Source organism: Pseudomonas arabinosi (assembly GCF_047758675.1).
GTDB classification, from domain to species: domain Bacteria; phylum Pseudomonadota; class Gammaproteobacteria; order Pseudomonadales; family Pseudomonadaceae; genus Aquipseudomonas; species Aquipseudomonas arabinosi.
In genome coordinates this window covers 6,212,274-6,238,581 of record NZ_CP180480.1, presented here as the reverse complement: position 1 = coordinate 6,238,581, position 26,308 = coordinate 6,212,274, and the positions used below count along the sequence as shown (strand labels likewise).

Genomic DNA, 26,308 nt, shown 5'->3' with positions numbered 1-26,308 from the left:
CGTCAGTGTGACGGTGGGATGATGAATTTGTGACTGATTCAGCGCTGGACCACCAGGTTTTCCGCGCCGCGTTCGCGCACCCAGAACAAGGTCGCACCCGCCACGGCGGCCGGCATCATCAGGATGTTGACCACCGGAATCAGCAGCACCAGATAAACACTGCCGCCGAAACTCATGCTCTGCCAGCGCTTCTCGCGCAGCCAGGCGAGCATCTCGTTCCAGCCGAGTTTGTGGTTGTCCGCCGGGTAGTCGATGTACTGGATCGCCATCATCCACACCCCGAACAGTAGCCACAGCGGCGCTGCGATGATGTTCACCACCGGGATGAACGAGAGGATGAACAACCCGATGGCGCGCGGCAGGAAGTAGCCGAGTTTGCGCATCTCCCGGGCCAGGGTGCGGGGGATCATTTCGATCAGCTCGCCCCAGCTGAAGGACGGGAAGTCGTCGGTGCCACGCACCACGACTTCGACTTTTTCCGCGAGGAAGCCGTTAAAGGGCGCGGCGATGATGTTGGCCAGCATGGTGAAGGTGAAGAACACCATCAACACCACCAGCACCACGAACAACGGCCAGAGCACATAACTGAGAAAACTCAGCCAGTCGGGCAGGGACGGCATCAACGTATCGACCCACAGGCTGAATTGATGGCTGGCCAGGTAGATCAATCCGACGAACAGCACCAGGTTGATCACCAGCGGCAACAGCACGAACAAACGCAGGCTTGGGCTCAGGACCAGCTTGAGGCCTTCGCGCAGGTATTGCGGGCCGGACAGAACGGGGGCGGGCATAACGTGCTCCGAGCAAAGGGGAAACGCGCCGACCTTACCGGCTTTGCCTGACGGGCGAAAGCGCGGTAGCAGCATCGACATTAACTGTAACAAAGGCGCCTATGTATCCATCGTGATGGGATAGAGACCGCCTATGAGCTGGATTGTTAAACCGTATTTCCTTAATCTTCGCCCCCTCGATACGCTGCACCCCATACTTTTTACAGGACTGTCGAGCTCAAGCCTTCCCCAAGCGCTTTCAACGGTCCTTTTTTATTCCCGCCGGCAACCCGGCGTTCCGCGCCAGAAGTTTCGGGCCGGTCAACAGGAGCAGGTCATGTCTGAAGTCCGTCATTCGCGAGTGATTATTCTCGGTTCCGGCCCTGCCGGTTACAGCGCCGCGGTCTATGCCGCCCGTGCCAACCTCAAGCCACTGCTGATCACCGGCATGCAAGCCGGCGGTCAACTGACCACCACCACCGAAGTCGACAACTGGCCTGGCGACGTCCACGGCCTGACCGGCCCGGCGTTGATGGACCGCATGAAAGAGCACGCCGAGCGCTTTGAAACCGAAATCGTCTTCGATCACATCAATGCCGTGGACTTCGCTGCCAAGCCGTACACCCTGACCGGCGACAGCGCGACCTACACTTGCGACGCCTTGATCATCGCCACCGGCGCCAGCGCTCGTTACCTGGGCCTGCCGTCGGAAGAAGCGTTCATGGGCAAAGGCGTTTCGGCCTGCGCGACCTGCGACGGTTTCTTCTACCGCAACAAGCCAGTGGCTGTGGTCGGTGGCGGCAACACCGCTGTTGAAGAGGCGCTGTACCTGGCCAACATCGCCAGCAAAGTGACCTTGATCCACCGTCGCGAAACCTTCCGCGCCGAGAAGATCCTGATCGACAAGCTGAATGCCCGGGTTGCCGAAGGCAAGATCGTCTTGAAGCTGAACTCGACTCTGGACGAAGTCCTGGGCGACAACATGGGCGTGACCGGTGCCCGCCTGAAGAACAACGACGGCAGCTTCGACGAGCTGACAGTCGACGGTGTGTTCATCGCCATCGGCCACACCCCGAACACTTCGCTGTTCGAAGGTCAGCTGACGTTGAAAGACGGCTACCTGGTTGTGCAGGGCGGCCGTGACGGCAACGCCACTGCCACCAGCCTCGAAGGCATCTTTGCTGCCGGTGACGTGGCTGACCACGTTTACCGTCAGGCCATCACCTCGGCCGGCGCCGGCTGCATGGCGGCACTGGACGCCGAGCGTTACCTCGACGATCTGAAGAACGCTTGATTCTGATTCTGTAGAAACTAAAAAACCGGCCTCGGCCGGTTTTTTTGTGCCCACGATTCAGTAGCCGATCAAAAAACCTGTGGGAGCGAGCTTGCTCGCGATAGCGGTGTATCAGTCGACATCAATGTTGAATGATAAATGGCTATCGCGAGCAAGCTCGCTCCCACAGGGGATTGTGGTCAACCACGAAACCGCTCCTGGACAAAGTCCATGACCTTCAACGATTGATAGATGGCATTGGCGGCAATCCGCCCGAACGGTCCGCCGTTCCAGTCCAGCAAGTACGGTTTGAACAGCTGATAACGCGCACTTTCCCCGCACACCGCTTCGGCGATGACCCTGCCGCCAATCGAGCCGGTATTCAAGCCATGGCCACCAAACGAGGTGCAGGCCCAGACGCCCGGTTCCAGCAATCCCAGGTTGGGCATCTTGTTGGTGGAGTAACCCATCAGGCCGGACCAGGCCAATTCGATTTTGACCGGGGCCAGTTGTGGATAGACCGAGACCATGTCGGCCTTGAGCATGGTGGCGAGGGCTTTTTCGTTCTGTTCGTTGCGGGTGGTGATGCGTCCGCCCCAGAGCAGGCGATCGCCTTCGACCACGCGGTAATAGTCCGAGGCGCGGCGGTCGTCGGAGAACGCGGCGCCGGAGTCGAGGACGTTTCTGATCGAGTCGCCCAGGTGCTCGGTCAGCACCACATAGGTTGCGATGGGCAGGTAGGCGCGGCTGAGTTTTTGCAACTCCGGGCCGCCGTAACCGCCAGCGCAGAACACCAGGTCCTGGCAGCACACGGTGCCGTGAGCGGTCTGGACAATTTTATCGGCGCCTTCGCGACGCCAGGCCAGCATTTTTGATTGTTCGAAAATCCGGCCTCCCGCCGCTTCGATGGCGAGGGCCAGCCCCAGGCAATAATTCAGCGGGTGAAAGTGCAGCGCCTTCGGATCCTCGATGCCCTGGAAATAGCGCAGGGTGTGAGCCCGCTCGCGGACTTGAGAGGTATCGAGGAAGTTGAGTTCATAGCCGAAGTCCCGGCGCATCGTGTCGATATGGTTTTTCACGCCCGCACTGTCGTCGTAACGCTTGACCTGAATCGTGCCGGCGGATGGATCGCAGCCAGTCAGTGCCAGTTCGGCGATGTTGCGGCGGACAATCTCCACGCCCTCGACCGACATTTGAAACAGCGCCTTGGCCTGTTCCAGTCCCAGTTTCTTGCGGATCGCTCCCGACCCTTCAGCCCAGCCCGGCGAAACCACGCCGCCATTTCGACCGGACGCGCCCCAGGCGACTTGCTGGGCTTCGAGGATGATCACGCGTTTGCCGCGCCGGGTCAGCTCCAGGGCGGCGGTAAGGCCCGCGATCCCGGCGCCGATGATGCAGACGTCGCAGCTTTCGTCGGTGCGCAGTTCGGGCCTGGCTGCGCGGGGGAGCGAGGTTTGGGAATACCAGGTGATAGGAAAGGACATGGTCAATCCTTGAAAAATTGCTTTTTGTGGGAGCGAGCTTGCTCGCGATGACGGTCGAACACACAACATCGATGCTGAATGTTATGGCCTCATCGCGAGCAGGCTCGCTCCCACAGGTGGGCGATGTGGTTATTTGACGGTTGAGTAATCCACGCCGTACCACTTGGTCGACAGCTTGGTCAGTGTGCCGTCCTTGTGCATTGCGCCGATGATTTCACCGAGCTTGGCCTTCAATTCCGCGTCACCCTTGTCGGTGGCAATGGCCAGGGGTTCGTAGAACACTACGCCATTGTCGACGGCCCGCAGCGGGTAGTTTTTCTTGATGGCCGCTTCCAGCGTGCTGCGCTGAGTGAGGATGCCGTCGAGACGAACGCCGTCGCCCAGTCGCAAGTCATCCAACGGCCCGAGGGAACCGGCATAGGTCTTCATCTTCTTGGTCTGTACGTCGTAGGCCACGGGCGGCATGTCAGTCGCTTCGATGGCCAGCGCCTGGTTCAGGTAATCCTCGGACGTGGTGCCGCCTTCGACGCCGATCGTTTTGCCATTGAGGGCTTTGTGGTCGGTGAGTGTGGATTTGTTGTGAACCGCAAACACGTAGGGCACGTAGTAATAGGTCGCGGGGAAGTCGAGAATTCGCGCACGACTTTTGGTGGCGGTCATCGAGCCCACGGACATGTCCCAGCGCCCGTTCCATTTGCCCGCTGTGATCACGTCCCAATCGGGGGTAATGAACTTGACCTCGACGCCGAGACGCTTGGCGATCTCCTTGGAAACGTCGATATCAAACCCGTCGATTTCATTCTTGTCGTTGATAAACCCTTGGGGTGGCCAGGTCGCCGACGTGGCGACGGTCATTGTTTTGCTGCTCTGGATTTTGTCCAAGACGGCACCGGCGTTGGCAGCGCCGACGAACACCAGCGACATTGCGGCTGCGATTACGTGTTTTTTGCTGACCATGTCCATCTCCACTTATCGTTATTGTTATGAAGGGGCAAAGCGGTGCTCAGTGACCAATGATCTGTGACAGGAATTTCTGTGCGCGTTCGGTTTGCGGGTTGTTGAAAAATTCGGAAGGGGTGGCTTGTTCGATGACCTGGCCCTGGTCCATGAACAGCACGCGGTCGGCGACCTTGCTGGCAAAACCCATTTCGTGGGTTACGCAGATCATGGTCATGCCGTCGGTGGCCAACTCGCCCATCACGTCCAGCACTTCGTGGACCATTTCCGGATCGAGGGCCGAGGTGGGTTCGTCGAACAACATCACTTTGGGGTTCATGCACAGCGCCCGGGCAATCGCTACGCGTTGCTGCTGGCCACCGGACAGTTGCGAAGGGTACTTGTCGGCGTGTTCGGCTATTCGCACCCGCTCCAGGTAGACCTGAGCGCGCTTTTTCGCCTCGGCAGATGACACGCCTTGCACCAGTTGCGGAGCGAGGGTCAGGTTGTCCATCACGCTTAAATGTGGGAACAGATTGAAGCTCTGGAACACCATGCCTATTTCCCGGCGCACCGCGCTGACACTTTCTGCCTCACTGGTGAGGGTGATGCCGTTGACCTGGATATGGCCTTTCTGGAAATTCTCCAGATGGTTGATGCAACGAATCATCGTCGACTTGCCCGAGCCTGACGGCCCGCACACCACCAGGATTTCGCCCGTGGCGACGTTCAGGTCGACATCGCGCAACGCGTGAAAATCGCCGTACCACTTGTTCAGGTCGGTGATGGAAATCATAGAAGGGCAGGGTTGCGCAGCAGGTGCAAGGTTGAGTTGTTCAGCGGTATTGGTTCGAGTTATCACGCATCAACCCCTGGCAATGGATCGGTTGACCCGTTTTTCGATCCGCGCCTGCACCCGTTCGAGGATGAACGACAGGGCCCAGTAAATCATCGCGGCGGTGATCAGCATTTCCAGGTGGCGGAAGTCCGCGCGGCCCTGAGTCTTGGCCAGGTACATCAATTCCCAGACGCCGATCACCGACACCAGCGAACTGTCCTTGAGCATGGCGATGAACTGGTTGCCGGTGGGCGGGATGATCACCCGCAAGGCTTGCGGCATGATCACCCGGCTCAGGGTCTTGAGCGGGCTGATGCCCAGGGCTCGTGAGGCTTCCCACTGACCGACCGGAATGCTCTGGATGCCTGCACGAAAAATCTCGGTCATGTAAGCGCCGTAGCACAGCGACAACGCGAGGATGCCGGCCGGCACTGCGTCCACCACATAACCCAGTTGCGGCAGTCCGAGGTAAATCAGGTAGATCTGGATCAGCAGCGGAACACCGCGAAAAAACGAGGTGTAGAACGAGGCGATAGCGTTGGCCAGGCCGTTGTTCGACAACTTGGCCACGGCCCCGATCAGCGCCAGCACGAAAGCAATCACAATCGCGATGGCGGAGATGTACAGCGTGGTCGCCGCGCCCTGGATGATCAGGAAGCCGATCTTGTCGAGGATGAAGCTGTAGGAAAGGTCGAATGTGTCAAAGAACGCCAGGAACAGGATCAGCAGTTCGATCCAGACCACGGTGGTCTGCACCTTGAATTTCAAGCGTCCGAGCACGTGAAAGTTCAGCGTGCCCAGTGCGGCAATCGCCAGGCCGATGGCGATGTTGCGAGCGGTCAGGCTGTCCGGGGCATTGCCCAACAGTGGATGCAGGAAATGACTGAGGGCGCTGTTACCCAGGTTCATCAGGTAGGAGCCGAGAAACAGCACCACGGCTACGCCAAGCAGGAATTGAGGATCATTGGACTTTTTTTTATAAATTATATTGTCGTGATACATGAATGCCTCAGGCTTGTAGGTGGTAGTGATCTCGCTGGGTAAAAGGGGTATTTGGTCAGTATTGCGACGCAAAATCTGGGACTACAAGCGAACATAATTCGCTATGTCAGTCCCTGATCGTAGTTTGCTTTTCAGGAAAGCTTCGCCAGGCAGGCCTCGAGGATATCCAGCCCTTCCTCCAGCACCGCGGCCTCTGTAGTCAGCGGTGCCAGCAGTCGAATGATGTGGCGCGACTTGCCGCTGGGCATCAGCAGCAAACCGGCGTCTCGCGCCAGCGCCAGCAACTGCGTCAATTGCGCCGAGGCCGGTGTGCCGTCGGCATGGGTCAGCTCGATACCGCGCATCGCGCCGACGCCGGTCAAGCGGCCCAGATACGGCGACAGCTTGCGGGTGCGCCAGGATTGGTAGCGGCTAACAATCGCTTCTTCCTGTTGTGCGCCCCAGGCTTGCAGATGCGCGTCAGTCATTTCGTCCAGGGTCGCCAACGCTGCGGCGCAGGCGATCGGGTTGCCGGAATAGGTGCCGCCCAGTCCGCCTTTGGGCAAGGTGTCGAGCAGCGACTTGCGCCCGACAACCGCGCCCAGCGGCACGCCGCCGGCGATGCTTTTACCCAGCAGGATCAAGTCCGGCTCAATGCCCAGTCGCGAAAACGCAAAACGCTCACCCGTGCGACCGAAGCCGGACTGGATTTCATCAGCGATCAGCAGGATGTTTTTTTCGTCACAGAAGCGACGTAGGGCCTGGGCGAACTCCACGTCCATCGCCAGGAAACCCGCTTCGCCTTGCACCGGTTCGACGATGAAACACGCGACGTCTTCGACATCGATTTCGACGCTGAACAGCCGATCCATGGCCTTCAATGCCTCGGCGCAGGTCACGTCGTTGTCCTTGCTCGGGAAGGGCAGGTGAAAAACCGGACCCGGCAGCACGCCGACTTTCTGTTTGTAGGGGGCGACTTTGCCGTTGAGGTTGAGCGTGGCGAGGGTGCGGCCATGGAAGGCGCCGTCGAAGGCGATGACGGCCGTGCGACCGGTGGCGCCACGGACGATCTTCAGGGCGTTTTCCGCCGCTTCCGCGCCGCTGTTGGTGAGCATGCCGCTGACCGGGTAGTCCACCGGAATAAACGCGGTGAGGCGATCCATCAGTACGATGTAGGGCACATGCGGGGCGGCGTTGAACGCGTAGTGGGTCAGCCGGGTGGCTTGTTCGCGAATGGCCTCGACGATGCGCGGATGGCAATGGCCGAGGTTCAACACACCGATGCCACCGACGAAGTCGATGTAGCGTTTGCCGTCGGTGTCCCAGACCTCGGCATTTTTGCCGTGGCTGAGCGTGACGGGATGAACGATGTTGATCGACTGGCTGATGGTTTCGCTGCTCATGGATACCTGACTCAGAAGAAGGGATGCTTCTTTTTATCTAAGCCGTGAGCAGCGGTGCCCGGCAAACGAAATAAAGTTGCCGGGTCAATCTTAAAAGTCGGGATGTGTTTGGAAGGTGTTGAATCAGCGGCGAGTCAGCGGCTGTTGAGTGAACTTCACGCCGGCCAATCCATGAGCAATGAGCGCGCGGATATTGCCGTGATCGCTACCCTCAGGCGTCGCCACCACCGAACGGTAATGCTCGCCGAACGCCAACAGCGCTTCTTCATCGCTCAAGCCTTCCAGCAGCGCCAGGCCCAGGGTCTTGCACGAGCCTTCGTTCTGCCCGGCTGCGTTTTCCACGCCGCCGTTGTTGAAAGCCTGTGGCTGATAGTCGTAGCCGGCGGCGATGAACGCCAGGGTGTCGGCAAAAACGTGTTCGCCGCTCTTGAGACTGGCGCGCAGGGTGTTCAAATCACTCATTGGGCTTTCCTTTGGCGAACGCCGCTTGTTGTTCGGCGTTGGCTTCTTGCTGGTATTGGGCTTTCCACTCGGCGTACGGCATGCCGTAAACCACTTCGCGAGCGTCATCGAGGCTGACCTCGATCTGGCGTTCGTCGGCAGCGGCCTTGTACCACTTGGACAAGCAGTTACGGCAGAAACCGGAGAGGTTCATCAGGTCGATGTTCTGCACATCCTTGCGGCTGTCCAGGTGGGCGACCAGCCGGCGAAAGGCGGCGGCTTCGAGTTCCAGGCGTTGTTGATCGTTCATGGCGGGCTCTGTGCAATCAAATCGTGCGCGGATGATAAAAGTCTGACGAGCAATGTGCCAGACGGTCAGCGGCTCGCGGCCAGGGTAATCGACACCGACTCGGCGAATCGCAGGGCGTGGGGCTTGTCGACTTCGACCTCGGCGTACAACACCGACTCGTTGGCCATGACCAGATCAAGAATTTCCTGAGTCAGGCGCTCAAGCAAGGCGAAGCGATTACCTTCCACGTGGGCGATGATCGCCTTGGTGATGGTGCGGTAATTCAGCGCGTGATCGATGTCGTTGTCACGCACCGCTTCCTGAGCGGCATACAGGATGGTCAGGTTGATCTGCACATCCTGCTTGTTGAGGATTTCATCCTCGTTGATCCCGATGAAGGTCCGCAGGCACAGGTTCTTGACCCGGATGCGTGCCGTTCCTGGTTGAAGTTGTGGCATTGCTACTTGCTCCGTCCAATCAATTGCAGGAACTCCTGGCGGGTGTTGCTCGACTCGCGGAAGGCGCCGAGCATCACCGAGGTGTTCATGGTCGAATTCTGTTTCTCGACGCCGCGCATCATCATGCACATGTGCTGGGCTTCGATGACCACCGCGACACCGGCGGCGTTGGTCACTTGCTGCACTGCGTCGGCGATTTGCCGGGTGAGGTTTTCCTGGATTTGCAGGCGACGGGCGAACATATCCACAAGCCGCGCAATCTTCGACAGGCCCAGCACCTTGCCCGTTGGAATATAAGCCACATGAGCCTTGCCGATGAAGGGCAGGATGTGATGTTCGCAGAGCGAGTACAGCTCGATGTTGTCGACGATGATCATTTCATCATTGTCTGAGGCAAACAGCGCGCCGTTGACGATCTCTTCGACACTTTGTTCGTAACCATGGCAGAGGTACTGCATGGCTTTTGCTGCGCGAGCCGGGGTGTCTTGCAGACCCTCGCGGTCGGGGTTTTCACCGAGGCCGATGAGGATCTCGCGATAGCTCTGGGACAGGGCGTTCTGGGGCAGGGATAACGTCATGGAACATCCTCGCGGGGGCCGCTTATTTGATGTGCCGTCCGCCGTTGACGGTCAGGGTCGTGCCGGTGACATAAGGGTTGTCGAGCAAATAACGCAGGCTCTGGTAGATCACTTCGCAGCCGGGTTCGATACCCAGCGCGGACTTGGCCAGTGCCTTGGCGCGGTACGCCGCGTCGTCGTCGGGGTTGAACATTAACAGGGCTGGCGCGATACCGTTGACCTTGATTGTCGGCGCGTACTTCGCGGCGAAGGACAGGGTGAGGCTGTCGAGCCCGGCTTTGCTGGCGCAGTAGCCGATGTGTTTACTGCTGCCCCTGCGGGTTACGTCATCGCTGATGTGCACGATGTCCGCCGGGCTTGAGCGTTGCAGCAAGTCGGCACAATGCAGATTGATCAGGTAGGGCGCCAGCATGTGGACGTTGAACATGCGGGTGAAGGCGGTGGCGTCGGTGTCCGGGGTTTCGGCCAACCATTCGGAGGCGTTATGGACAATCGCCCGCAGGCTGTCGGTGTGGTTTTTCAGTTCGCTGATGAACGCGAAGATTCCGGCTTCAGTGGAGAAGTCGGCAAACACCGCGGTCGCTCCCAGGTCGCGCAGGGTTTGCACGCCGGGGCGTTCACTGCGGTAGCTGAAGATCACCGGCTGGCCATCCTCAAGCAAACGCTGCGCACAGTGCAGGCCGACACGTTGGCCGGCACCGGTGATGAGGATTGGGGCTACGAAAGAGGTCATGAACGGCTCGCGTCGCGGTAAGAGCAAAACTATACCAGCGCACGGAGCCGTTCACCTATTGTGCAAAACGGGCTTGTGTGGGAGCGGCGGTGCGACGATTCGATTTGCTCGCGAAGGCGGTGTCTCAGTCAACATGTGTACTGACTGAGACACCGCCTTCGCGAGCAAGCCCGCTCCCACAAGGGGTTATCAGTGGTTCTGGGTGGAGGGCTCGGCGGGCAGCGGTCGTTGCGGCGTGGTGTTCAGCCAACTGGCCAGCAGGCGGGTCGACAGCGGAATGAAGAAGTAGACCATCAGTGGGGTCAGGCACAAGGTGCTGATGAATACCCGGCTCAGCAGACCCATATCGCTCAGCAACGGCCCGAGGACAACGTTGAACAGCAGGGAAACCGGAAAGAATGCCAACCAGATCGCCACGGCCTGTTTCCAGCGTGGTGGGCGCTGGCCGGCCGCGCCGAACCAGCCTTCGATGCCGCTGACACGATGTTCCGTTTTATGCGCAAACAGATCGCTGCCGCGGGCCAGCCATGCGGTACGCGAAGCTGAATGCTCCCAGGCGTGCATGGTTTGCTCGTTGGCAAAGCGAAAAATAATCTGGAATTCGTTATCGCCGGGCGGCGGAGCGAGCACGCCAGAGCCGAGATAGCCGGGAAAATCGGTGGCCAGTTGTTCGCCTTCGCGTAACCAGGCGATCAAGTCTTGATAACGCCCATCGGCGACGCGGCGCGCAACCATCAGCGTGACGGGTGAAGTAGGCATTTTGTATCTCCGTATGACAATCGCGTCACTCCGGGTAGGAGTTTCGCCAGGCGCAGCGCCGGGGTGGTGGGCTGCGTCTTGGAACAAGCAAGGATTATTCCTGATTCTGCCGGGTACGTCAGAGATATTCATCGCCATCTACGTCTTGAAGGGTATGGGGGCAGGGGAGGTAGAGTGGGATCCAATTTTTACATGGACGTAGAATTATAAAATGCCTGTGCTGACTGACGTTGTTTCTGGATTGCAGCCCGGTCTTCCCCTCGAGCAGGAAGAACTGTTTCCGATACGCGAAGTGGCGCGTCTGACCGGGGTCAACCCGGTCACGCTACGTGCATGGGAACGCCGCTATGGGCTGATACAGCCCACGCGCACCGAAAGTGGACACCGACTGTATTCGATGACCGATATCGATCGGGTCCGCAGCATCCTTGGCTGGATCGAACGCGGCGTTGCGGTCAGTAAAGTCGGCAAGATACTGGCCAGGATTGCACCGCTTCAGACCTTGTCGCACATCATCCCGAATGAACTCGTACACTCTGACTACACGCAATGGCAGCAACAAGTTCAGGCGGTTGTGAATGCCTTTGACGAGGTTCAACTGGAGCAGGTCTATGGACAGATCTTTTCCAGTTATCCCCTGACTGTCGTGTTTCAGGACATTCTGCTTCCACTCTGGAAGCAATTGCTGCAGCGCCATGAAGCATTCGGCCAGGCCAGCGAGTGGCTTTTCCTGGATGGTTTTCTGCGCTCTCGAGTGTTGCAACGCCTGCTGCTGGTGCGTGTCCTGCAGCCTCGACGGGTGATTGTCTGCGCCCTCAACGATCAGTGTCGTGAACTTGAAGTACTGGTAACCGCGCTGTTTCTGAGCAGTGTCGATTCGGCTATTCAAGTGTTGGCTATCGGTCAGCCATTCGACGAATTGGCCCTGGTCTGCGAACGGATCAAACCCCAGGCGCTGGTGCTGGTTTCCAGTCACGCGCCTGCGCCCGAGTTGCCACGGCGGTTGAAGCGCCTGGCCTTGAGCCTGGATTGTCAGTTGATGCTGGCGGGCGATGCATCCGATCTGGTGCAGGAGAGCCTGGCTGGATCGTCGATTGGATGTCTGGGTAACGAAGGATTGGTCATGCGTCAGCGTTTGAAACAGTTCCTGACAGGCAACCTGGACACTTGAATCAGAGATGCATGGCCGGATGCGTCAGCCGATGCTGTTGGAGGATGTACTGGCGCAGACGCTCGGTTTCGTCCTTGTCACTCTGATTCAACTGATAGGCAAAAAAGCCGTTCTCGGTTTCTTTCTCAAAGGAGCCGCGCAACGCGATGCGCTCATAGCCAGACGGGCTGAACCACAAGGCGAAATGTTTGGGCGGTTTGGTCTTGTTGCGAACTTCCACCAAGACCCCTTTGAACGACACTTCGTGCACCCACATCGTACCGGGCTGGCCATTGGCATTCTCCAGCGCTACCGGTTCTTCGAGTACCAGGCGCCATGGCCGGACCATCGGTCCGTCTTCATAGATGCTGGGGACGCCGAGGCGTAAATGCATTGCGTGAAATTCGTCTTCCACCAAGTGCAGCGGAAAGGTCATTTGCTGATTTTCGAAGTTGGCCTGAATGGTGACTTGCTCATGAGCGGCAAGGCGTGTGAGCAGGTCACGTATCTGTGAGCCACCGTTGACGAGCAGGCTCGACGTCGCATCCCGCACATTGAGTTGCGGGTTGTGTTGCATGGTCTGGATAAAATCCAGCTCATCCTGAGTCAGGAGTGCGTCGCGTTGCATGGTCAGCTCGACAGAAATAGTTACAAAGTCACTGGTGATTGTAGTTAATGACAATCAATTCTTCGTTTTGTTTTCACCGTTCGTCGTTTTTAATGCGGCAAGCTCGGCCTGGACCTCAACCAATTGCGCCTCTAACTGCGCGACTCGCTGCTGCGCCTTGACCTGAAGGGTGACGTCTTTCTGCACACCGATGAAATAAGTCTGTCCGTCATCCGGGTTATTCACCGTCGAAAGGGACAGCTCGTTCCAGAACGGCGTGCCGTCCTTGCGATAATTCCTGAGGATTTCCCGGCAGGAACCGCCACTGCTCAACGCCTCGCGAATTAACGGGAGAGCTTCCTGGTCGCGGTCCCCTGACTGAAGAAACCGGCAATCCTGGTAGAGGATTTCTTCGCTGGTGTAACCCGTCAGGCGTTCGAACGCCGGGTTGACGTAAATCAGGATGTTGTCCTGCTCGCCTTCCTTTTCGGCAATCACGATGCCGTCGTTGGAAGCGTTGATCACCATTTGCAGCAGTTGGGCGTTAATCATCGGAGAGTCCTTTCCAATTTGATTGTGGGATGCATTCTAAAAGAACACTGAGAACTTTCTACTGGTCACCAGCGTTAATTGAGAGTCAATCGCAGCTTTTTTGCCACGGCTGTTAATATCCCCCGTCTTTTTACTCAGCTTCAGGATCAGATTGATGAAAGTCGCCATCCTTTCCGGCTCGGTGTACGGCACGGCTGAAGAAGTCGCCCGCCACGCCGCCAATATTTTAAAAGCTGCGGGTTTCGAAACCTGGCACAACCCGCGTGCGAGCCTCGCCGATGTTCAGGCCTTTGGCCCCGAAGCTTTCCTGGCGGTGACCTCGACCACCGGCATGGGCGAGTTGCCGGACAACCTGCAACCGTTGTATTTCGCCATTCGCGACCAGTTACCGGCTGCCTGGCGTGGCTTGCCGGGCGCCGTGATTGGCCTGGGCGATGCGAGTTACGGCGATACGTTCTGCGGTGGCGGCGAGCAAATGCGTGAATTGTTCGGCGAACTGGGCCTACGCGAAGTCCTGCCCATGCTGCGCCTGGACGCCAGCGAAAGCGTGACGCCGGAAACCGACGCCGAGCCTTGGCTGGCGGAGTTGGTCAGCGCTCTGCGGGGCTGACCGGTCGCTCGCGTAGTAAGGCGAGCCAGGCTTGCGCGGCTTTTGACAAGTACGCGCCCTGACGCCAGATGAAGGCGATATCCCAGCGTAGATAGCTCGGCGCGTTCAAGGTCAGGCGCACCACGCCTGGCCGCACCAGCCCGCGAGCCACCACGCGCGGCAACAGCACCACACCTTGACCGGCAGCCACCAGCGCTGCAAGAAAATCTGCCTGACCGCTGCGACCGCCTTCCTTTGGCGTAAACCCCAGCTGCTGGCAGGCTTGCAGCAAACGGTCATTGAGCACGAAGCTGCGCTGATACAGCAGGAATGGCGTGTCGGCCAACTCCTCGAGCCCAATCACCGTCTTCCACGCCAGCGGATGATCGGCCGGCAGCAGGGCGTCCAGCGGCTCATCGCAGAAAGGCTGGAAGGCGAACTGCGGGTCCTTCGTCAACAGGCTGCCACCCAGTTCCAGCTCTCCACTCAAAACCGCCTGTTCGATGTTCAGGCTGCCACCCTCCAGCAATTGAATGCTGATGTTGGGGTAACGTCGCCGGTATTCGGCAAACAGTCCGGCGAACAGCGCGTCGCTGCCCAATAGTGGCAAACCCAGACGCAATTCCCCTCGGGCCAGTTGGCTCAAGTCATCCAGCTCACTGAGCAGTTCGTTGCGCAGCCGCAACATGCCTTCGGCCCGTTGCAGGACCACGCTGCCGGCGGCGGTCAGGCGCAACTGTGAACCCAGTCGTTCGAGCAGGGGGGTGCCGAGGCTCTGCTCCAATTGGGCAACCTGTTTGCTCACCGCCGATTGGCTGATGTGCAGGGTCTTGGCGGCTTGAGTAAAACCACCCTGATGCATCACTTCGATGAAGCTGCGTAGCTGTTTGAATTCCATGTGCATGATTCCATTTTGGAATGTCATCGAGTCTAACAATTCGCTTCTGGGATAGCAGCCGATTCCATAAAATGAGTCCTTGTGAGGACCGAAGACATGAACGCATCAACCCTGAAACACCTGGCTAGACTGGCGACTGAATTGGCCGTGCTGCTGGCCATCTACCTGCTCGGCTGCCAGATGGCCGTGTGGTTTTCCTGGCCGATTCCCGGTGGCGTCATCGGCATGGTGCTGTTGCTGCTGGCGTTCGCTTTGGGTGTGGTCAAACCGGCAGCGCTGCAAATGGGCGCCGGCTTGTTAATGGCCGAGATGCTGTTGTTCTTCATTCCGGCGCTCATGAGCCTGCTCGATTACGGCGGTCTGTTGCGCAGCGACGGTTGGCGGATTTTGCTGGTGATCGGCGTCAGCACGTTGATGGTCATGCTGGTGACCGCATTTACTGTGGAATTGGTGGTGCGGTTGAGGAGGTCTCGTGAAGCTTGAGCTGATGCCGATGTTCTGGCTGGCCTTCACACTGCTGGCTTATTTATTCAGCCGCTGGATTTACCGTCGCACCGGGCACTATGTGCTGTCGCCGCTGATTCTGGTCCCGGCCCTGTTGTTGGCACTCGCCGTGCCGCTGCACACCGCGTATGCCGAATATTCGAGCAACACCCATTGGCTGATGCTGGTACTGGGGCCGGTTACCGTCGCTTTTGCAGTGCCGATCTGGCAGCAGCGGCAGATGCTGATGCGGCATTGGTCGGCGCTACTGCTTGGGATGCTGGCGGGCAGCGCGGCGTCCATCGGCAGTTCGTTCGGGTTGGCCAAGGCGCTGGCACTGGACAGTTCGGTGACGATGTCGCTGGTGCCGCGTTCGATCACCACACCTTTTGCCATGCCGCTGGCCCATGACCTGGGCGGCGTACCGGAGCTGACCGCGGTGTTTGTGATGTTCACCGGGGTGTTCGGGGCGATGCTCGGCGGCATACTGCTCAAGTGGTTGCCCCTGCGCAGTGCCTTGGCTCGAGGGGCATTGTTTGGTGTCGGTGCTCACGGTGCCGGGGTCAGTCGAGCACATGAAGTGGGGGGTGAAGAGGGCTCGGTGGCGGGGTTAGTCATGGTTCTGACGGGGCTGCTGAATCTGTTCGCCGCACCCTTGTTGGCGGCAGTACTTTGACATGGATCCACGTTCGTTGGCGTACTGACTCGCTAGGCCATCAAGCTGGCTGCCAATGCAACTACACGAACCCCGGAGGCTGACTAGACTGGTTCACGTGAGAAAAATAATAAGAACAGGAGTTCCTTGTCGTGAGCGTAACCCCCGTCCAATCGCCACACAGTGTCAAAGACCAGGTCAGTGCCGCCGAGTGGCAGACCCGCGTCGATCTTGCCGCCTGCTATCGTCTGGTCGCCCTGCATGGCTGGGATGATCTTATTTTTACCCACATCTCGGCCAAGGTCCCCGGTACCGAAGACTTTCTGATCAACCCGTTCGGGCTGATGTTTCACGAGATTACCGCGTCCAGCCTGGTCAAGGTCGATCAGGCCGGCAACAAGCTGATGGACAGCCCTTACGAGATCAACCCGGCGGGTTACACCATTCACAGCGCGGTGCACGAGGTTCGTCACGATGTCGTCTGTGTGCTGCACACCCATACCGCAGCGGGTGTCGCGGTGTCGGCGCAGAAACAAGGCATTTTGCCGATCAGCCAACAATCATTGTTTGTTCTGTCCAGCCTGGCTTATCACGCCTACGAAGGGGTTGCGCTTAACCATGAAGAGAAGGCGCGACTGCAAGCCGACCTCGGCGAAAACAATTTCCTGATGCTGCACAACCACGGTCTGCTGACCTGCGGCGCGACCATCGCCGACACGTTCCTGATGATGTTTACCTTCCAGCGTGCCTGCGATATCCAGGTGCTGGCGCAGAACGGTGGCGCCGAGTTGATCGCCATCGAACCGCAGATTCTGGCAGGCGCCAAGGCGATGATCGCCGGCGTCACCAAAAGCGCTCAAGGGATGGGCGGCGCACTGGCCTGGCCAGCGCTGCTGCGCAAACTCGATAAACAAGACGCGGGTTATAAACTCTAATGGCACTCGCCGAGATCCCCCTGTGTGTCTGGCGCAAACGCGGCCAGACGTTCGTATTCCGTGGCCAGACTATCCGTTACTGGACGGCCGGGCAGGGTGAGCCACTGTTACTCATTCATGGCTTCCCGACCGCCAGTTGGGACTGGCACTTCCTGTGGCAGCCGCTGGCCCAGCGCTATCGGGTGATTGCCTGCGACATGCTCGGCTTTGGCGACTCAGCCAAACCGGTGGACCACGAATACAGCCTGCTGGAGCAGGCCGATCTGCAACAGGCCTTGCTGGCACATGTGAGGGTCGAGCAGCCGGTGCACCTGTTGGCCCACGATTATGGCGACAGCGTGGCTCAGGAGCTGTTGGCCCGGCATTACGAAGCACGCATCCGTATCGCCAGTTGTGTGTTCCTCAATGGCGGCCTCTTTCCTGAAACTCATCGCCCGATACTGATGCAAAAACTCCTGCTCAGCCCCTTGGGCTGGATGATCGGGCGAGCCTTTTCCCGTGACGGTCTGGTGAAGAGTTTCCGGCAGATCTTCGGCCCCCAGAGCCGCCCCACCGAGAGCGAGATGGATGATTTCTGGAGCTTGATCGAGAGCAATCAAGGGCCACGGATCATGCATAAATTGATCGCCTACATCCCTGAGCGACGTGCCCAGCGCGAGCGTTGGGTCAGCGCGATGCAGCGTGGTGAATTGCCGTTGCGGGTGATCGATGGTGAGGTCGATCCGATCTCCGGCGCGCACATGGTCCAGCGCTATCGGGAACTGATCCCGAACCCGGACACGGTCTTGTTGCCCGGTATTGGCCACTACCCGCAAACCGAGGCGCCGGGGCAGGTGCTCAAGCACTATCTGGAGTTTCGCGATCAGCTGGTTTCACCGCCGCGCAAGGCTGCCTGCTCCTGATTATCCCTCTGCCTTATCGCGCACCATTCAGCCTCACCCCAGTTCATTGTGACCCGCGTCGCCGTGCCTGACACTCGGACTCATTGTCCCCTGGCCTGCTGGAGTCCCCCCAATGAATGAGTCTGTGCGCTTCGAAGATAAAGTCGTGATCATCACGGGTGCAGGCGGCGGCCTGGGCCGGGCCCACGCGCTGCTGTTCGCCAAACAGGGCGCCAAAGTGCTGGTCAACGATCTCGGCGGCTCGGCTCAGGGCGAAGGCGCAAACGCTTCGGCAGCCGACCGGGTAGTGGCCGAAATCCGTGAGGCCGGTGGCATCGCCGAGGCCAACCATGACTCCGTCACCGACGGCGACAAAATCGTTCAGAACGCCTTGGACACCTTCGGCCGTGTCGATGTAGTGGTCAACAACGCCGGGATCCTGCGGGACAAAACCTTCCACAAAATGGAAGACGGCGACTGGGACCTGGTTTACCGCGTCCATGTCGAAGGTGCTTACAAAGTCACCCGCGCCGCCTGGCCGCACCTGCGCGAGCAAAACTACGGCCGCATCATCTTCACCGCTTCGACCTCGGGCATTTACGGCAACTTCGGCCAGTCCAACTACGGCATGGCCAAACTCGGCCTCTACGGCCTGACCCGCACACTGGCCATCGAAGGCCGCAAGAACAACATCCTGGTCAACGCCATCGCCCCCACCGGCGGCACCCGCATGACCGAAGGCCTGATCCCGCCGCAAGTCTTTGAACAACTCAAACCGGAACTGGTCAGCCCGCTGGTGGTGTACCTCGCCAGCGAGAACTGCCAGGAAACCTCCGGGCTGTTTGAAGTCGGTGGTGGCTGGATGGGCAAGGTGCGCTGGGAGCGAAGCCTCGGCGCGGGGTTTGATCCTCGGGTTGGGTTCTCGCCGGAAGATGTGGCGGCGCATTGGGAGCAGATTTGTGATTTCGAAGGCGCGGCGCATCCGCAGGACAATCTTGAAGCGCTGAAGGAAATGATGGGGAATTTGCAGAAATATTCGATTTGATGGAAACCAGCAAGGTCATCGTTCTTGACCTTGCCGGTTCTTAATATTCGGTACCGACATCTGGTTTGCAGCGGCGATCAAGGAAAATACTTGTGAACCAATGCCGCCAGATTCGCAGCTGTTTGCGCATCCATGATGCCGTCGTAAGTTTCCGGGCGAAAGTGCAGCTGAAAGGCCCGAACCAGTTGTGTGAAGCCTGAATCGGTTGACGCACCGGAAACGTCATACCCGTAAGTCTTGAACAGTTTGAGCAATTCGGTTCGGGCTGGAATACCGGTCTCGCAATATTGCTGCAGATAGATATCTCGGGTGGCATCGTCGAACCAGGCACCGATGCCTTTCAAGTAAAGGGCATGCCAGGGGAATTTCGGCCCTGGGTCACTCTTGCGGCCGACCGCAATATCCGAGTGCCCCAGAACAAGGGTGGGGCTGATATCCGGATAGCGTTCAAGGATGTTTAACGCCAACTCTTCAATGGCGGCAATTTGTTCTGGCTGATACGGCGGAAAGCTGAAAACACCTTGGCTAAACGTTGCAAGGTTGACGATTTCAACGCCGATAGACGTGTCGTTCAGATTGCTTCGATTGCCCCAGGTACTGACGCCCGCATGCCAAGCACGCTTGGTTTCGTCGACGAGATTGAAAACTTCCTGTCCGGTATAACCTGCCTTCAAGTAGCTCGGGTCGGTGATGTCGGGAACCAGATAGTGGGCGCTGACATTCGGGCCGGTGAGTGTGTTGACCGAACTGGAGAAGTTGCCGGCTGTGTAGTGGAATATCAGAAATCGTACGCGGGTGTTGAAGCTTTTGGTGGAGCGGTACTTGTTGTAATCAATAGGCTTCATGAAGAGATTTCTCGCAATTGAATTAGGGTAGTGTCAGTGCGCTATTGCAGAAGAGTGGCTGACTTGTTTTTAACCTTAGTCGCGAGGGCACTTCACGTGATTACATAACTATGTAGTCGTTTTCCGAGAGGTGTGTAGGTAATAAAAAGTAGATTAGATTAAGTAGTTGGCGCCAACTTTTACTTCATTAAATTCTTCGCCTTTGTCACAAAACCACCGCCCATAAAAAAGGCCGCTGCAAACGCAGCGGCCAAAGTAAGACGATTGATCAAGGAGCAATAAATCAACGTCAGTGAACACAGGGCGATGAACCGAAAATCTTCAATTCATCTGAAATCTGTCGCTAATGGCGTGGACTAGCCACCGCCATTGCTTCGTGCTTTCCGGCCGTTTGCCGTGAAAGCCCGGCAAGAATAAGGCCTTGAGCCCAAAGGAAAAATAGCGATTCATGACATGAACTGTTGCAGTATCGGCAACAGTTCCGCTCCTCATGGGGGACTCATTCATGTAGCCGCAGCCTTCGGCAGCTGCTACAGGTTTGCGTTCCAAACGCCCTATGCACCTGGCTGATAACCCCCCATCCAGCCCATCCATAACCCGCTCAAATCCCCGTCCCATGCGGGCATTCATCCTTTGGAGGTACATCGCGAATACCTCCTTGGTGCGCTTATCGCTCCCAACGTGCGGCAGTAGGGTGGGGCCTTCTGTCACTCACCGGGGAAGACGCATGACAAAAACAACAATGCGCGCCATCTTCACGCCGCAAGCGCTCGCCGCTGCGGTTGCCTTGGGTTGCTGCGCCCAGGCGCAGGCTGTTTCATTCAACATCGGGGAAATCGAGGGGACCTTTGACTCTTCGCTGTCCGTCGGCGCGAGCTGGGGCATGCGCGATGCCGATAAATCTCTGGTGGGCATCGTCAATGGCGGGACCGGCCAGTCTTCGACCGGGGATGACGGGCGGCTGAACTTCAAGAAGGGCGAAACCTTCTCCAAGATCTTCAAGGGTATTCACGACCTTGAATTGAAGTACGGCGACACCGGGGTGTTCGTGCGTGGCAAGTACTGGTACGACTTCGAACTCAAGGACGAAAGCCGTCCGTTCAAGGACATCAGCGACAGCAACCGCAAGGAAGGCTCCAAGTCCTCCGGGGCGCAGCTGCTCGACGCCTTCGTCTATCACAACTATTCCATCGCCGAGCTGCCGGGCACTGTGCGCGCCGGTAAGCAGGTGGTGAGTTGGGGTGAAAGTACCTTCATCGGCAACTCGATCAACAGCATCAACCCGATCGACGTTTCAGCGTTCCGCCGTCCTGGCGCCGAAATCAAGGAAGGCCTGATTCCGGTGAACATGCTGTTCGCCTCCCAAAGCCTGACCGACCAACTCTCGGTGGAAGGTTTCTATCAACTGGAGTGGGACCAGACCGTCGTCGACAACTGCGGCACCTTCTTCGGCAACGACGTGGTGGCTGACGGCTGCAACAAGAATTACACGGTTGCCAGCCCGGCGATTGCACCGTTGCAACCGGTCGCTGCAGCGTTTGGCCAAGGCTTCGAAGTCAGTAAGGAAGGTGTGATCGTCCAGCGCAGTGGTGACCGCGACGCCCGCGACTCCGGGCAGTGGGGGACGGCGCTGCGCTGGCTCGGCGACGACACCGAGTACGGTCTGTACTTCATGAATTATCACAGCCGTAGCCCGACGGTCGGCACCACCACTGCCGGCCTGACAACGCTGGCACGGATCCCGGCCATTGTCGGTGCCGCCAACAGAATCGCGCCCGGTACCGGGTCGGCACTGGCTCAGAGTGTGATGCTCGGACGCGGTCAGTACTACCTTGAATACCCGGAAGACATCCGTCTCTACGGCGCGAGCTTTTCCACCACCTTGCCTACCGGCACGGCGTGGACCGGCGAGATCAGCTATCGCCCCAACGCTCCGGTGCAAGTCAACACCAACGACCTGACCCTGGCCTTGCTCAACCCGATCGCAGGCGGCGCGGCATCGCCTATCGCGACCACGCCAGGTGCCGACAACAAAGGCTACCGCCGCAAGGAAGTGACGCAGGTCCAGAGCACCCTGACCCACTTCTTTGACCAAGTGTTGGGTGCCCAACGGCTGACCTTGGTTGGCGAAGCGGCGGTGGTGCACGTCGGTGGCCTGGAGTCGCGATCCGAATTGCGCTACGGCCGTGACTCGGTCTATGGCCAGTACGGTTTTGGCGGCGATACCGACGGCTTCGTCACCTCGACCTCCTGGGGCTACCGCGCCCGGGCGATCCTCGATTACGCCAACGTGATCGGCGGGATCAACCTCAAGCCCAACCTGTCCTGGTCCCATGACGTCGCCGGCTACGGCCCCAACGGGCTGTTCAACGAAGGCGCCAAGGCCGTCAGCGTCGGCGTCGATGCCGACTACCGCAACACCTATACCGCGAGCCTCAGTTACACCGATTTCTTCGGCGGTGACTACAACACCCTGGAAGACCGCGACTTCCTGGCGCTGAGCTTCGGCGTGAACTTCTGATCTGGCTGAGAAGGATGATTTTAATGCGCAAGATGATTCTGCAATGCGGCGCCCTGGCCTTGAGTCTGCTGGCTGCCAACGTGATGGCGGCGGTCTCGCCTGAAGAAGCCAACAAGCTGGGCACCAGCCTCACGCCGCTGGGCGCCGAGAAGGCTGGCAACGCCGACGGCTCGATCCCGGCCTGGACCGGTGGTATCCCGAAAAATGCCGGCGCGGTGGACAGTAAAGGCTTCCTGGCTGACCCGTTCGCCAGCGAGAAACCGTTGTTCACCATCACCGCCGCGACTGTTGATAAGTACAAGGACAAGCTGTCGGATGGCCAGGTGGCGATGTTCAAACGCTACCCGGAAACCTACAAGATCCCGGTCTACCCGACCCATCGTACCGTGGCCCTGCCGCCGGAAATCTACGAGTCGGCCAAACGCAGCGCGCTGAACGTGAACAGCATCAACGACGGTAACGGCCTGGCCAACTTCACCGGCAACCGTTACTACGCCTTCCCGATTCCGAAGACCGGCGTCGAGGTGCTGTGGAACCACATCACCCGCTATCACGGCGGCAACCTGCGACGCATCATCACTCAGGTGACCCCGCAAACGAACGGCAGCTACACGCCGATCCGCTTCGAGGAAGAGATCGCCGTACCGCAGCTGATGAAGGAACTGGATCCGGAAAAGGCCGCCAACGTGCTGACCTTCTTCAAGCAATCGGTGACGGCACCTGCACGACTGGCGGGTAACGTGCTGCTGGTGCACGAAACCCTCGATCAGGTGAAAGAGCCGCGTCTGGCGTGGATCTACAACGCCGGCCAGCGCCGTGTGCGTCGCGCACCACAAGTGGCTTATGACGGGCCGGGTACTGCCGCTGACGGCCTGCGCACCTCCGACAACTTCGACATGTTCTCCGGTGCGCCGGATCGCTACGACTGGAAACTGGTCGGCAAGAAGGAAATGTACATCCCTTACAACAGCTACAAACTCGACTCGCCGAGCCTCAAGTACGACGACATCGTCAAGGCCGGGCACATCAATCAGGACCTGACCCGTTATGAGTTGCACCGGGTCTGGGAAATTATCGGTACGGTCAAGCCGAGCGAGCGGCACATCTACGCCAAACGCCACATGTACCTCGACGAAGACAGCTGGCAAGTGGCGCTGGCGGACCATTACGACGGTCGCGGTCAGTTGTGGCGAGTAGCCGAGGGGCACGCTCAGTACTACTACGATCACCAGACCCCGGCCTACACCCTCGAAGCGCTCTACGACATCATTGCCGGCCGATACATTGCCCTGGGAATGAAGAACGAAGAGAAGCACAGTTTCGAATTCGGCTTCGAAGCCAAGGCCGCCGACTACACCCCATCGGCCCTGCGCGCCGAGGGCGTTCGGTAAGGGCTTTGATACATTGGCAGTACAAAAGGCGACTGGGTGGTCGCCTTTTTTATGGCCGCCAATCAGCGTGCTGAATACTTCTCAACAAGTGGGTTAGAGAGGGCTAGGGTTGCCGGACAATTATAAAAAGGCACGCCGCAATGACCGCCATGATCCCGTGTCTGGACCGTTCTGGATTCCTGCCCCGTCTGTCCACTCATCACCAGTCACGGGCTCGCTTGACCGAGCCGTTACTGGCCTCCACGGCCCGGGTGAAATTACTTTGCGCGCCGGCCGGCAGCGGCAAGAGCGCGCTGCTCACCGAGTGCGTGCTTCAGGCCCCGGCGCAGTGCGCGGTGTACTGGTTGCCGCTGGCGGGGGCGACCACAACGGTCGATGGATTGTGTCGTAGCCTGGCGAATGCCCTGGGCTTGGCCGAACGTGACGAGGGCGCGATCTTTGCGGCACTGACGCGCAGCCTGCAGCCGACCTGGCTGGTGATCGACGACTATTCCCGGCAACCCGACGCGGCGCTGGATGCCCTGCTTGATCGCTTGCTGGCGCTGAACAATCCGGCGTTGACCTGGTGGATCGCCACCCGTCGGCGTCCGCAGTGCAACTGGCCACGGTTGCTGCTGGACGGCGAACTGTATGAGTGCGAAAGCGCGACGCTGGCCCTCACCTCGGACGAGATTGCCCAAGCGTTGCATCACCTTCCCCCGGAGCAGGCCGACAGCGTCGCGCGGCGGATCATCCAGCGCACGGGTGGCTGGTGCGCCGGCGTGCGCATGGCGCTGCTGCAAAAGTGTGACTGGTCGCAAAATCTTCAGCCACAGCAACGCGTCGACACGCTCCTTGATTACCTGCAACACGAACTGTTCAGCAGTCTGACGCCGGAGCTGGCTGAGGTCTGGCGAGTGCTGGCGCATTTGCCGCGGTTCAATGCCGATCTTTGCGAGCATTTGTTTGGTGCCGGAGAAGGCGGGCAGTACCTGCGCGAGCTGCAACAGCTCGGTTGTTTTATCGAGCCGTGGCAAGCGTCCAGTGAGTGGTTGCAGATTTTTCCGCCGTTGACCCGGGTGATGCAAGACGCTCAATGGCCGCAGGGCCGTTCCTGGCATCGGCGGGCCTGCCAGTGGTTTTCCACGCGGCAAGACTGGCGAGCGGCGTTCGAGCAGGCCTTGTTGGCGCACGAGTACGAGGTGGCGGTCAGTCTGTTGCAGCATTTCAGTTTCGAGGATCTGTTCGAAGATCAGACGGTGGTGCTGATGCTGCGCCTGCACGAGCAGCAAGGCGAAGAACTGACGTTGTGTTCACCGCAACAGGTCGGACTGATCACCGCTGCGTTGCTGTTTGCCGGGCGCTTTGATCAGGCCGCAGCCTGTATTGAACACATGGCGCTTTTTCTCCCACAGCCATCTGCCGCGCAACAGCGTCAATGGATCGCTCGCTGGCAAGCGCTGCAAGGTTGGCTTCTGCATTTACAGGGGCGCATGGCGCTTGCTCGCGAACATTTTCAGGAAGCCCTGGCCGCACTTGCAGCTGATGCCTGGTCGGCGCGTCTGTTGTGCCTGTCCGGGCAAACGCAACAAGCGCTGTTGTGTGGTGAGTTGGACCGAGCCTACGCGATCAACCGTGAGGCGCTCTGTCTGGCGCGGGCTGAGGGATCATTGTTGTTCGAGGGTTTGCTTGAGCTTGATCACGCGCAATTACTGGAACAGCGGGGAGCGCCGGACCGCGCCGAAAGCCTGTTGGCCAACATGCAGGCATTGCTTGATCAGCGCGAGCATCGCCCGGTGCCTTTGCTGGGTCGCGTGGCATTGCGACGGGGCAGACTCGCGTTGTGCATGGGGCAAGAGGCGCGTGCGGGCGAGTTCTTCCAGCGCGGACTTGAAGATTGTTTGCGCAGTCACGATAAACGCGTGCTCTATGGTTTTCTCGGACTGGCACAACTGGCGGCCAATCAGCAGGACTACGCGCAGGCCTTTGGGCGTTTGCGCGATGCCGAGCGATTGATGCAGCAGCGGCAGATTCCGGACACCGTCTATCGCGGTGTTTTGTTGCAGGTCAGCAGTCAGTTCTGGTTGCAGCAGGGCAGGGCGGAACTGGCCCATGAAGCGTTGAGCCGAGTGTTGCGTCACTATCGCGGGGCCCAGGCGCTGCAGGCACCCCCGGCGACAATGGAACTCATTCCACGGATCGAATACCTGTTGATTACGGCCAAGGCGCAGTTGCAGCCAAGCCTGGTTGATCTGTCAGCCATTCAGGGCTTGCTGGACCAGGCGCAACAGCGTGGCATGTTAAACCTGGAAGCCGAACTGCATCTGGTGTTTGCACAACTCGCCTGGCACCAGGGGGAGTTGGCGCTGGCGCAACAAACACTGGAACGCGGGCAACTACTGATAGAACGGGGTCAGCTGCATCAGTCTCTGCGAGAGTGGAAGTTGCGCAATGCTGACGCAGAAAAAATCCATCGGGATCCGCAGGCCATCGCTCAAGTGGGTGGGGTGGTCGCCGGAGAACTTTTGAGCCGGCGTGAACTTGAAGTATTGAGCTTGATTGCGCAAGGTGAATCCAATCAAAAGATTGCCGATGAACTCTATATCTCGTTGCATACCGTCAAGACACATGCCCGAAGGATTAATGCGAAGTTGAATGTGGAGCGCCGGACGCAGGCTGTTGCGAGGGCGAAAGTATTGGGGCTTTTTTAATATTCAGTAATTTGCCGAAGGTTTTGCTCATTTCTTGGCACGGCTTCATATATGCCGCAATAAAGTTTGGTTTCGGAGTTGTTTGGTTTAAATCTAATCTTTGGTTAATCGATCGACTAGCAA

The 26,308-nt window shown here is 58.8% G+C and carries 27 protein-coding genes; 11 read left to right on the top strand and 16 right to left on the bottom strand.

Features of this window, described 5'->3' with window-relative positions; translation table 11 throughout:
• Nucleotides 1-38 precede the first annotated feature (38 nt).
• Nucleotides 39-791: a sulfate transporter CysZ gene (cysZ, locus tag ACMXYJ_RS29010; RefSeq protein WP_415757910.1), complete on the bottom strand. Its 753-nt coding sequence runs from the start codon at nt 789-791 to the stop codon at nt 39-41.
• Nucleotides 792-1,107: 316 nt separating this feature from the next.
• Here cysZ and trxB point away from each other — a divergent pair, with 316 nt between their 5' ends.
• On the top strand, nt 1,108-2,064 hold the full coding sequence (gene trxB, locus ACMXYJ_RS29005) for a thioredoxin-disulfide reductase (protein WP_415757909.1): 957 nt from the start codon (nt 1,108-1,110) through the stop codon (nt 2,062-2,064).
• A 179-nt stretch (nt 2,065-2,243) separates the two neighbouring features.
• On the opposite strand, the gene ACMXYJ_RS29000 is transcribed toward trxB, so the two are convergent.
• From ACMXYJ_RS29000 to ACMXYJ_RS28950, 11 genes are all read right to left on the bottom strand, one after another.
• Nucleotides 2,244-3,527 carry an NAD(P)/FAD-dependent oxidoreductase gene (locus tag ACMXYJ_RS29000; RefSeq protein WP_415757908.1) on the bottom strand — a complete coding sequence of 428 codons (1,284 nt, stop codon included), beginning with the start codon at nt 3,525-3,527 and terminating at the stop codon, nt 2,244-2,246.
• A gap of 129 nt (nt 3,528-3,656) precedes the next feature.
• Nucleotides 3,657-4,484, bottom strand: a complete 828-nt coding sequence (locus tag ACMXYJ_RS28995; RefSeq protein ID WP_415757907.1) for a transporter substrate-binding domain-containing protein — start codon at nt 4,482-4,484, stop codon at nt 3,657-3,659.
• A 46-nt stretch (nt 4,485-4,530) separates the two neighbouring features.
• The gene (locus ACMXYJ_RS28990) at nt 4,531-5,259 is read right to left on the bottom strand and encodes an amino acid ABC transporter ATP-binding protein (RefSeq protein WP_415760822.1); all 729 of its coding nucleotides are present in this window, start codon (nt 5,257-5,259) and stop codon (nt 4,531-4,533) included.
• 69 nt (nt 5,260-5,328) lie between these two features.
• Nucleotides 5,329-6,303: an amino acid ABC transporter permease gene (locus tag ACMXYJ_RS28985; protein ID WP_415757906.1), complete on the bottom strand. Its 975-nt coding sequence runs from the start codon at nt 6,301-6,303 to the stop codon at nt 5,329-5,331.
• Nucleotides 6,304-6,434: 131 nt separating this feature from the next.
• Nucleotides 6,435-7,685 carry a 2-aminoadipate transaminase gene (locus ACMXYJ_RS28980; RefSeq protein ID WP_415757905.1) on the bottom strand — a complete coding sequence of 417 codons (1,251 nt, stop codon included), beginning with the start codon at nt 7,683-7,685 and terminating at the stop codon, nt 6,435-6,437.
• A gap of 123 nt (nt 7,686-7,808) precedes the next feature.
• A complete protein-coding gene (locus ACMXYJ_RS28975; RefSeq protein WP_008037347.1) occupies nt 7,809-8,147 on the bottom strand; it encodes a HopJ type III effector protein in 339 nt (112 codons plus the stop codon).
• Nucleotides 8,140-8,436 carry a DUF1244 domain-containing protein gene (locus ACMXYJ_RS28970; protein ID WP_095129425.1) on the bottom strand — a complete coding sequence of 99 codons (297 nt, stop codon included), beginning with the start codon at nt 8,434-8,436 and terminating at the stop codon, nt 8,140-8,142. Before ACMXYJ_RS28970 ends, ACMXYJ_RS28975 begins: the two co-directional genes overlap by 8 nt.
• Before the next feature lie 65 nt (nt 8,437-8,501).
• Nucleotides 8,502-8,873, bottom strand: a complete 372-nt coding sequence (folX, locus tag ACMXYJ_RS28965) for a dihydroneopterin triphosphate 2'-epimerase (protein ID WP_008150698.1) — start codon at nt 8,871-8,873, stop codon at nt 8,502-8,504.
• A 2-nt stretch (nt 8,874-8,875) separates the two neighbouring features.
• Entirely contained in the window at nt 8,876-9,451 is a 576-nt protein-coding gene (folE, locus tag ACMXYJ_RS28960) for a GTP cyclohydrolase I FolE (RefSeq protein ID WP_415757904.1), read from the bottom strand.
• Nucleotides 9,452-9,473: 22 nt separating this feature from the next.
• Entirely contained in the window at nt 9,474-10,184 is a 711-nt protein-coding gene (gene folM, locus ACMXYJ_RS28955; protein WP_095129423.1) for a dihydromonapterin reductase, read from the bottom strand.
• 189 nt (nt 10,185-10,373) lie between these two features.
• Nucleotides 10,374-10,943: an antibiotic biosynthesis monooxygenase gene (locus ACMXYJ_RS28950; RefSeq protein WP_415757903.1), complete on the bottom strand. Its 570-nt coding sequence runs from the start codon at nt 10,941-10,943 to the stop codon at nt 10,374-10,376.
• Nucleotides 10,944-11,154: 211 nt separating this feature from the next.
• Here ACMXYJ_RS28950 and ACMXYJ_RS28945 point away from each other — a divergent pair, with 211 nt between their 5' ends.
• Nucleotides 11,155-12,114: a MerR family transcriptional regulator gene (locus ACMXYJ_RS28945; protein ID WP_415757902.1), complete on the top strand. Its 960-nt coding sequence runs from the start codon at nt 11,155-11,157 to the stop codon at nt 12,112-12,114.
• A gap of 1 nt (nt 12,115) precedes the next feature.
• Here the strand turns inward: ACMXYJ_RS28945 and ACMXYJ_RS28940 are convergent, their stop codons facing one another.
• Both ACMXYJ_RS28940 and ACMXYJ_RS28935 read right to left on the bottom strand, forming a co-directional pair.
• Nucleotides 12,116-12,721, bottom strand: a complete 606-nt coding sequence (locus ACMXYJ_RS28940; protein WP_415757901.1) for a hypothetical protein — start codon at nt 12,719-12,721, stop codon at nt 12,116-12,118.
• 54 nt (nt 12,722-12,775) lie between these two features.
• A complete protein-coding gene (locus ACMXYJ_RS28935; RefSeq protein ID WP_415757900.1) occupies nt 12,776-13,252 on the bottom strand; it encodes a PAS domain-containing protein in 477 nt (158 codons plus the stop codon).
• A gap of 154 nt (nt 13,253-13,406) precedes the next feature.
• On the opposite strand from ACMXYJ_RS28935, the gene ACMXYJ_RS28930 reads away from it, so the two are divergent.
• A complete protein-coding gene (locus ACMXYJ_RS28930; RefSeq protein WP_008150685.1) occupies nt 13,407-13,862 on the top strand; it encodes a flavodoxin in 456 nt (151 codons plus the stop codon).
• Here the strand turns inward: ACMXYJ_RS28930 and ACMXYJ_RS28925 are convergent.
• Entirely contained in the window at nt 13,843-14,739 is an 897-nt protein-coding gene (locus ACMXYJ_RS28925) for a LysR family transcriptional regulator (RefSeq protein ID WP_415757899.1), read from the bottom strand. The genes ACMXYJ_RS28930 and ACMXYJ_RS28925 overlap by 20 nt on opposite strands.
• A 96-nt stretch (nt 14,740-14,835) precedes the next feature.
• Here ACMXYJ_RS28925 and ACMXYJ_RS28920 point away from each other — a divergent pair, with 96 nt between their 5' ends.
• The 5 genes from ACMXYJ_RS28920 to ACMXYJ_RS28900 all read left to right on the top strand — a co-directional run bounded on the left by ACMXYJ_RS28920 (nt 14,836) and on the right by ACMXYJ_RS28900 (nt 18,738).
• Nucleotides 14,836-15,222, top strand: coding sequence for a CidA/LrgA family protein (locus ACMXYJ_RS28920; RefSeq protein WP_415757898.1), 387 nt, complete (start codon nt 14,836-14,838; stop codon nt 15,220-15,222).
• Entirely contained in the window at nt 15,212-15,898 is a 687-nt protein-coding gene (locus tag ACMXYJ_RS28915; RefSeq protein ID WP_415757897.1) for an LrgB family protein, read from the top strand. Before ACMXYJ_RS28920 ends, ACMXYJ_RS28915 begins: the two co-directional genes overlap by 11 nt.
• 131 nt (nt 15,899-16,029) lie before the next feature.
• The gene (locus tag ACMXYJ_RS28910; protein WP_223429842.1) at nt 16,030-16,812 is read left to right on the top strand and encodes a class II aldolase/adducin family protein; all 783 of its coding nucleotides are present in this window, start codon (nt 16,030-16,032) and stop codon (nt 16,810-16,812) included.
• Nucleotides 16,812-17,714 (top strand): alpha/beta fold hydrolase, encoded by a 903-nt coding sequence (locus ACMXYJ_RS28905; RefSeq protein WP_415757896.1) that lies wholly within the window; start codon nt 16,812-16,814, stop codon nt 17,712-17,714. Before ACMXYJ_RS28910 ends, ACMXYJ_RS28905 begins: the two co-directional genes overlap by 1 nt.
• A 112-nt stretch (nt 17,715-17,826) precedes the next feature.
• Nucleotides 17,827-18,738 carry an SDR family oxidoreductase gene (locus tag ACMXYJ_RS28900; RefSeq protein WP_415757895.1) on the top strand — a complete coding sequence of 304 codons (912 nt, stop codon included), beginning with the start codon at nt 17,827-17,829 and terminating at the stop codon, nt 18,736-18,738.
• A 77-nt stretch (nt 18,739-18,815) separates the two neighbouring features.
• Here ACMXYJ_RS28900 and ACMXYJ_RS28895 read toward each other — a convergent pair whose 3' ends face one another.
• A complete protein-coding gene (locus ACMXYJ_RS28895; RefSeq protein WP_415757894.1) occupies nt 18,816-19,583 on the bottom strand; it encodes an N-acetylmuramoyl-L-alanine amidase in 768 nt (255 codons plus the stop codon).
• A 727-nt stretch (nt 19,584-20,310) separates the two neighbouring features.
• Here ACMXYJ_RS28895 and ACMXYJ_RS28890 point away from each other — a divergent pair.
• From ACMXYJ_RS28890 to ACMXYJ_RS28880, 3 genes are all read left to right on the top strand, one after another.
• Entirely contained in the window at nt 20,311-22,104 is a 1,794-nt protein-coding gene (locus ACMXYJ_RS28890; RefSeq protein ID WP_415757893.1) for a DUF1302 domain-containing protein, read from the top strand.
• 23 nt (nt 22,105-22,127) lie between these two features.
• Nucleotides 22,128-23,495, top strand: a complete 1,368-nt coding sequence (locus tag ACMXYJ_RS28885) for a DUF1329 domain-containing protein (RefSeq protein WP_415757892.1) — start codon at nt 22,128-22,130, stop codon at nt 23,493-23,495.
• A 140-nt stretch (nt 23,496-23,635) separates the two neighbouring features.
• Nucleotides 23,636-26,185, top strand: a complete 2,550-nt coding sequence (locus ACMXYJ_RS28880; protein WP_415757891.1) for a helix-turn-helix transcriptional regulator — start codon at nt 23,636-23,638, stop codon at nt 26,183-26,185.
• The last annotated feature ends 123 nt before the right edge of the window (nt 26,186-26,308 follow it).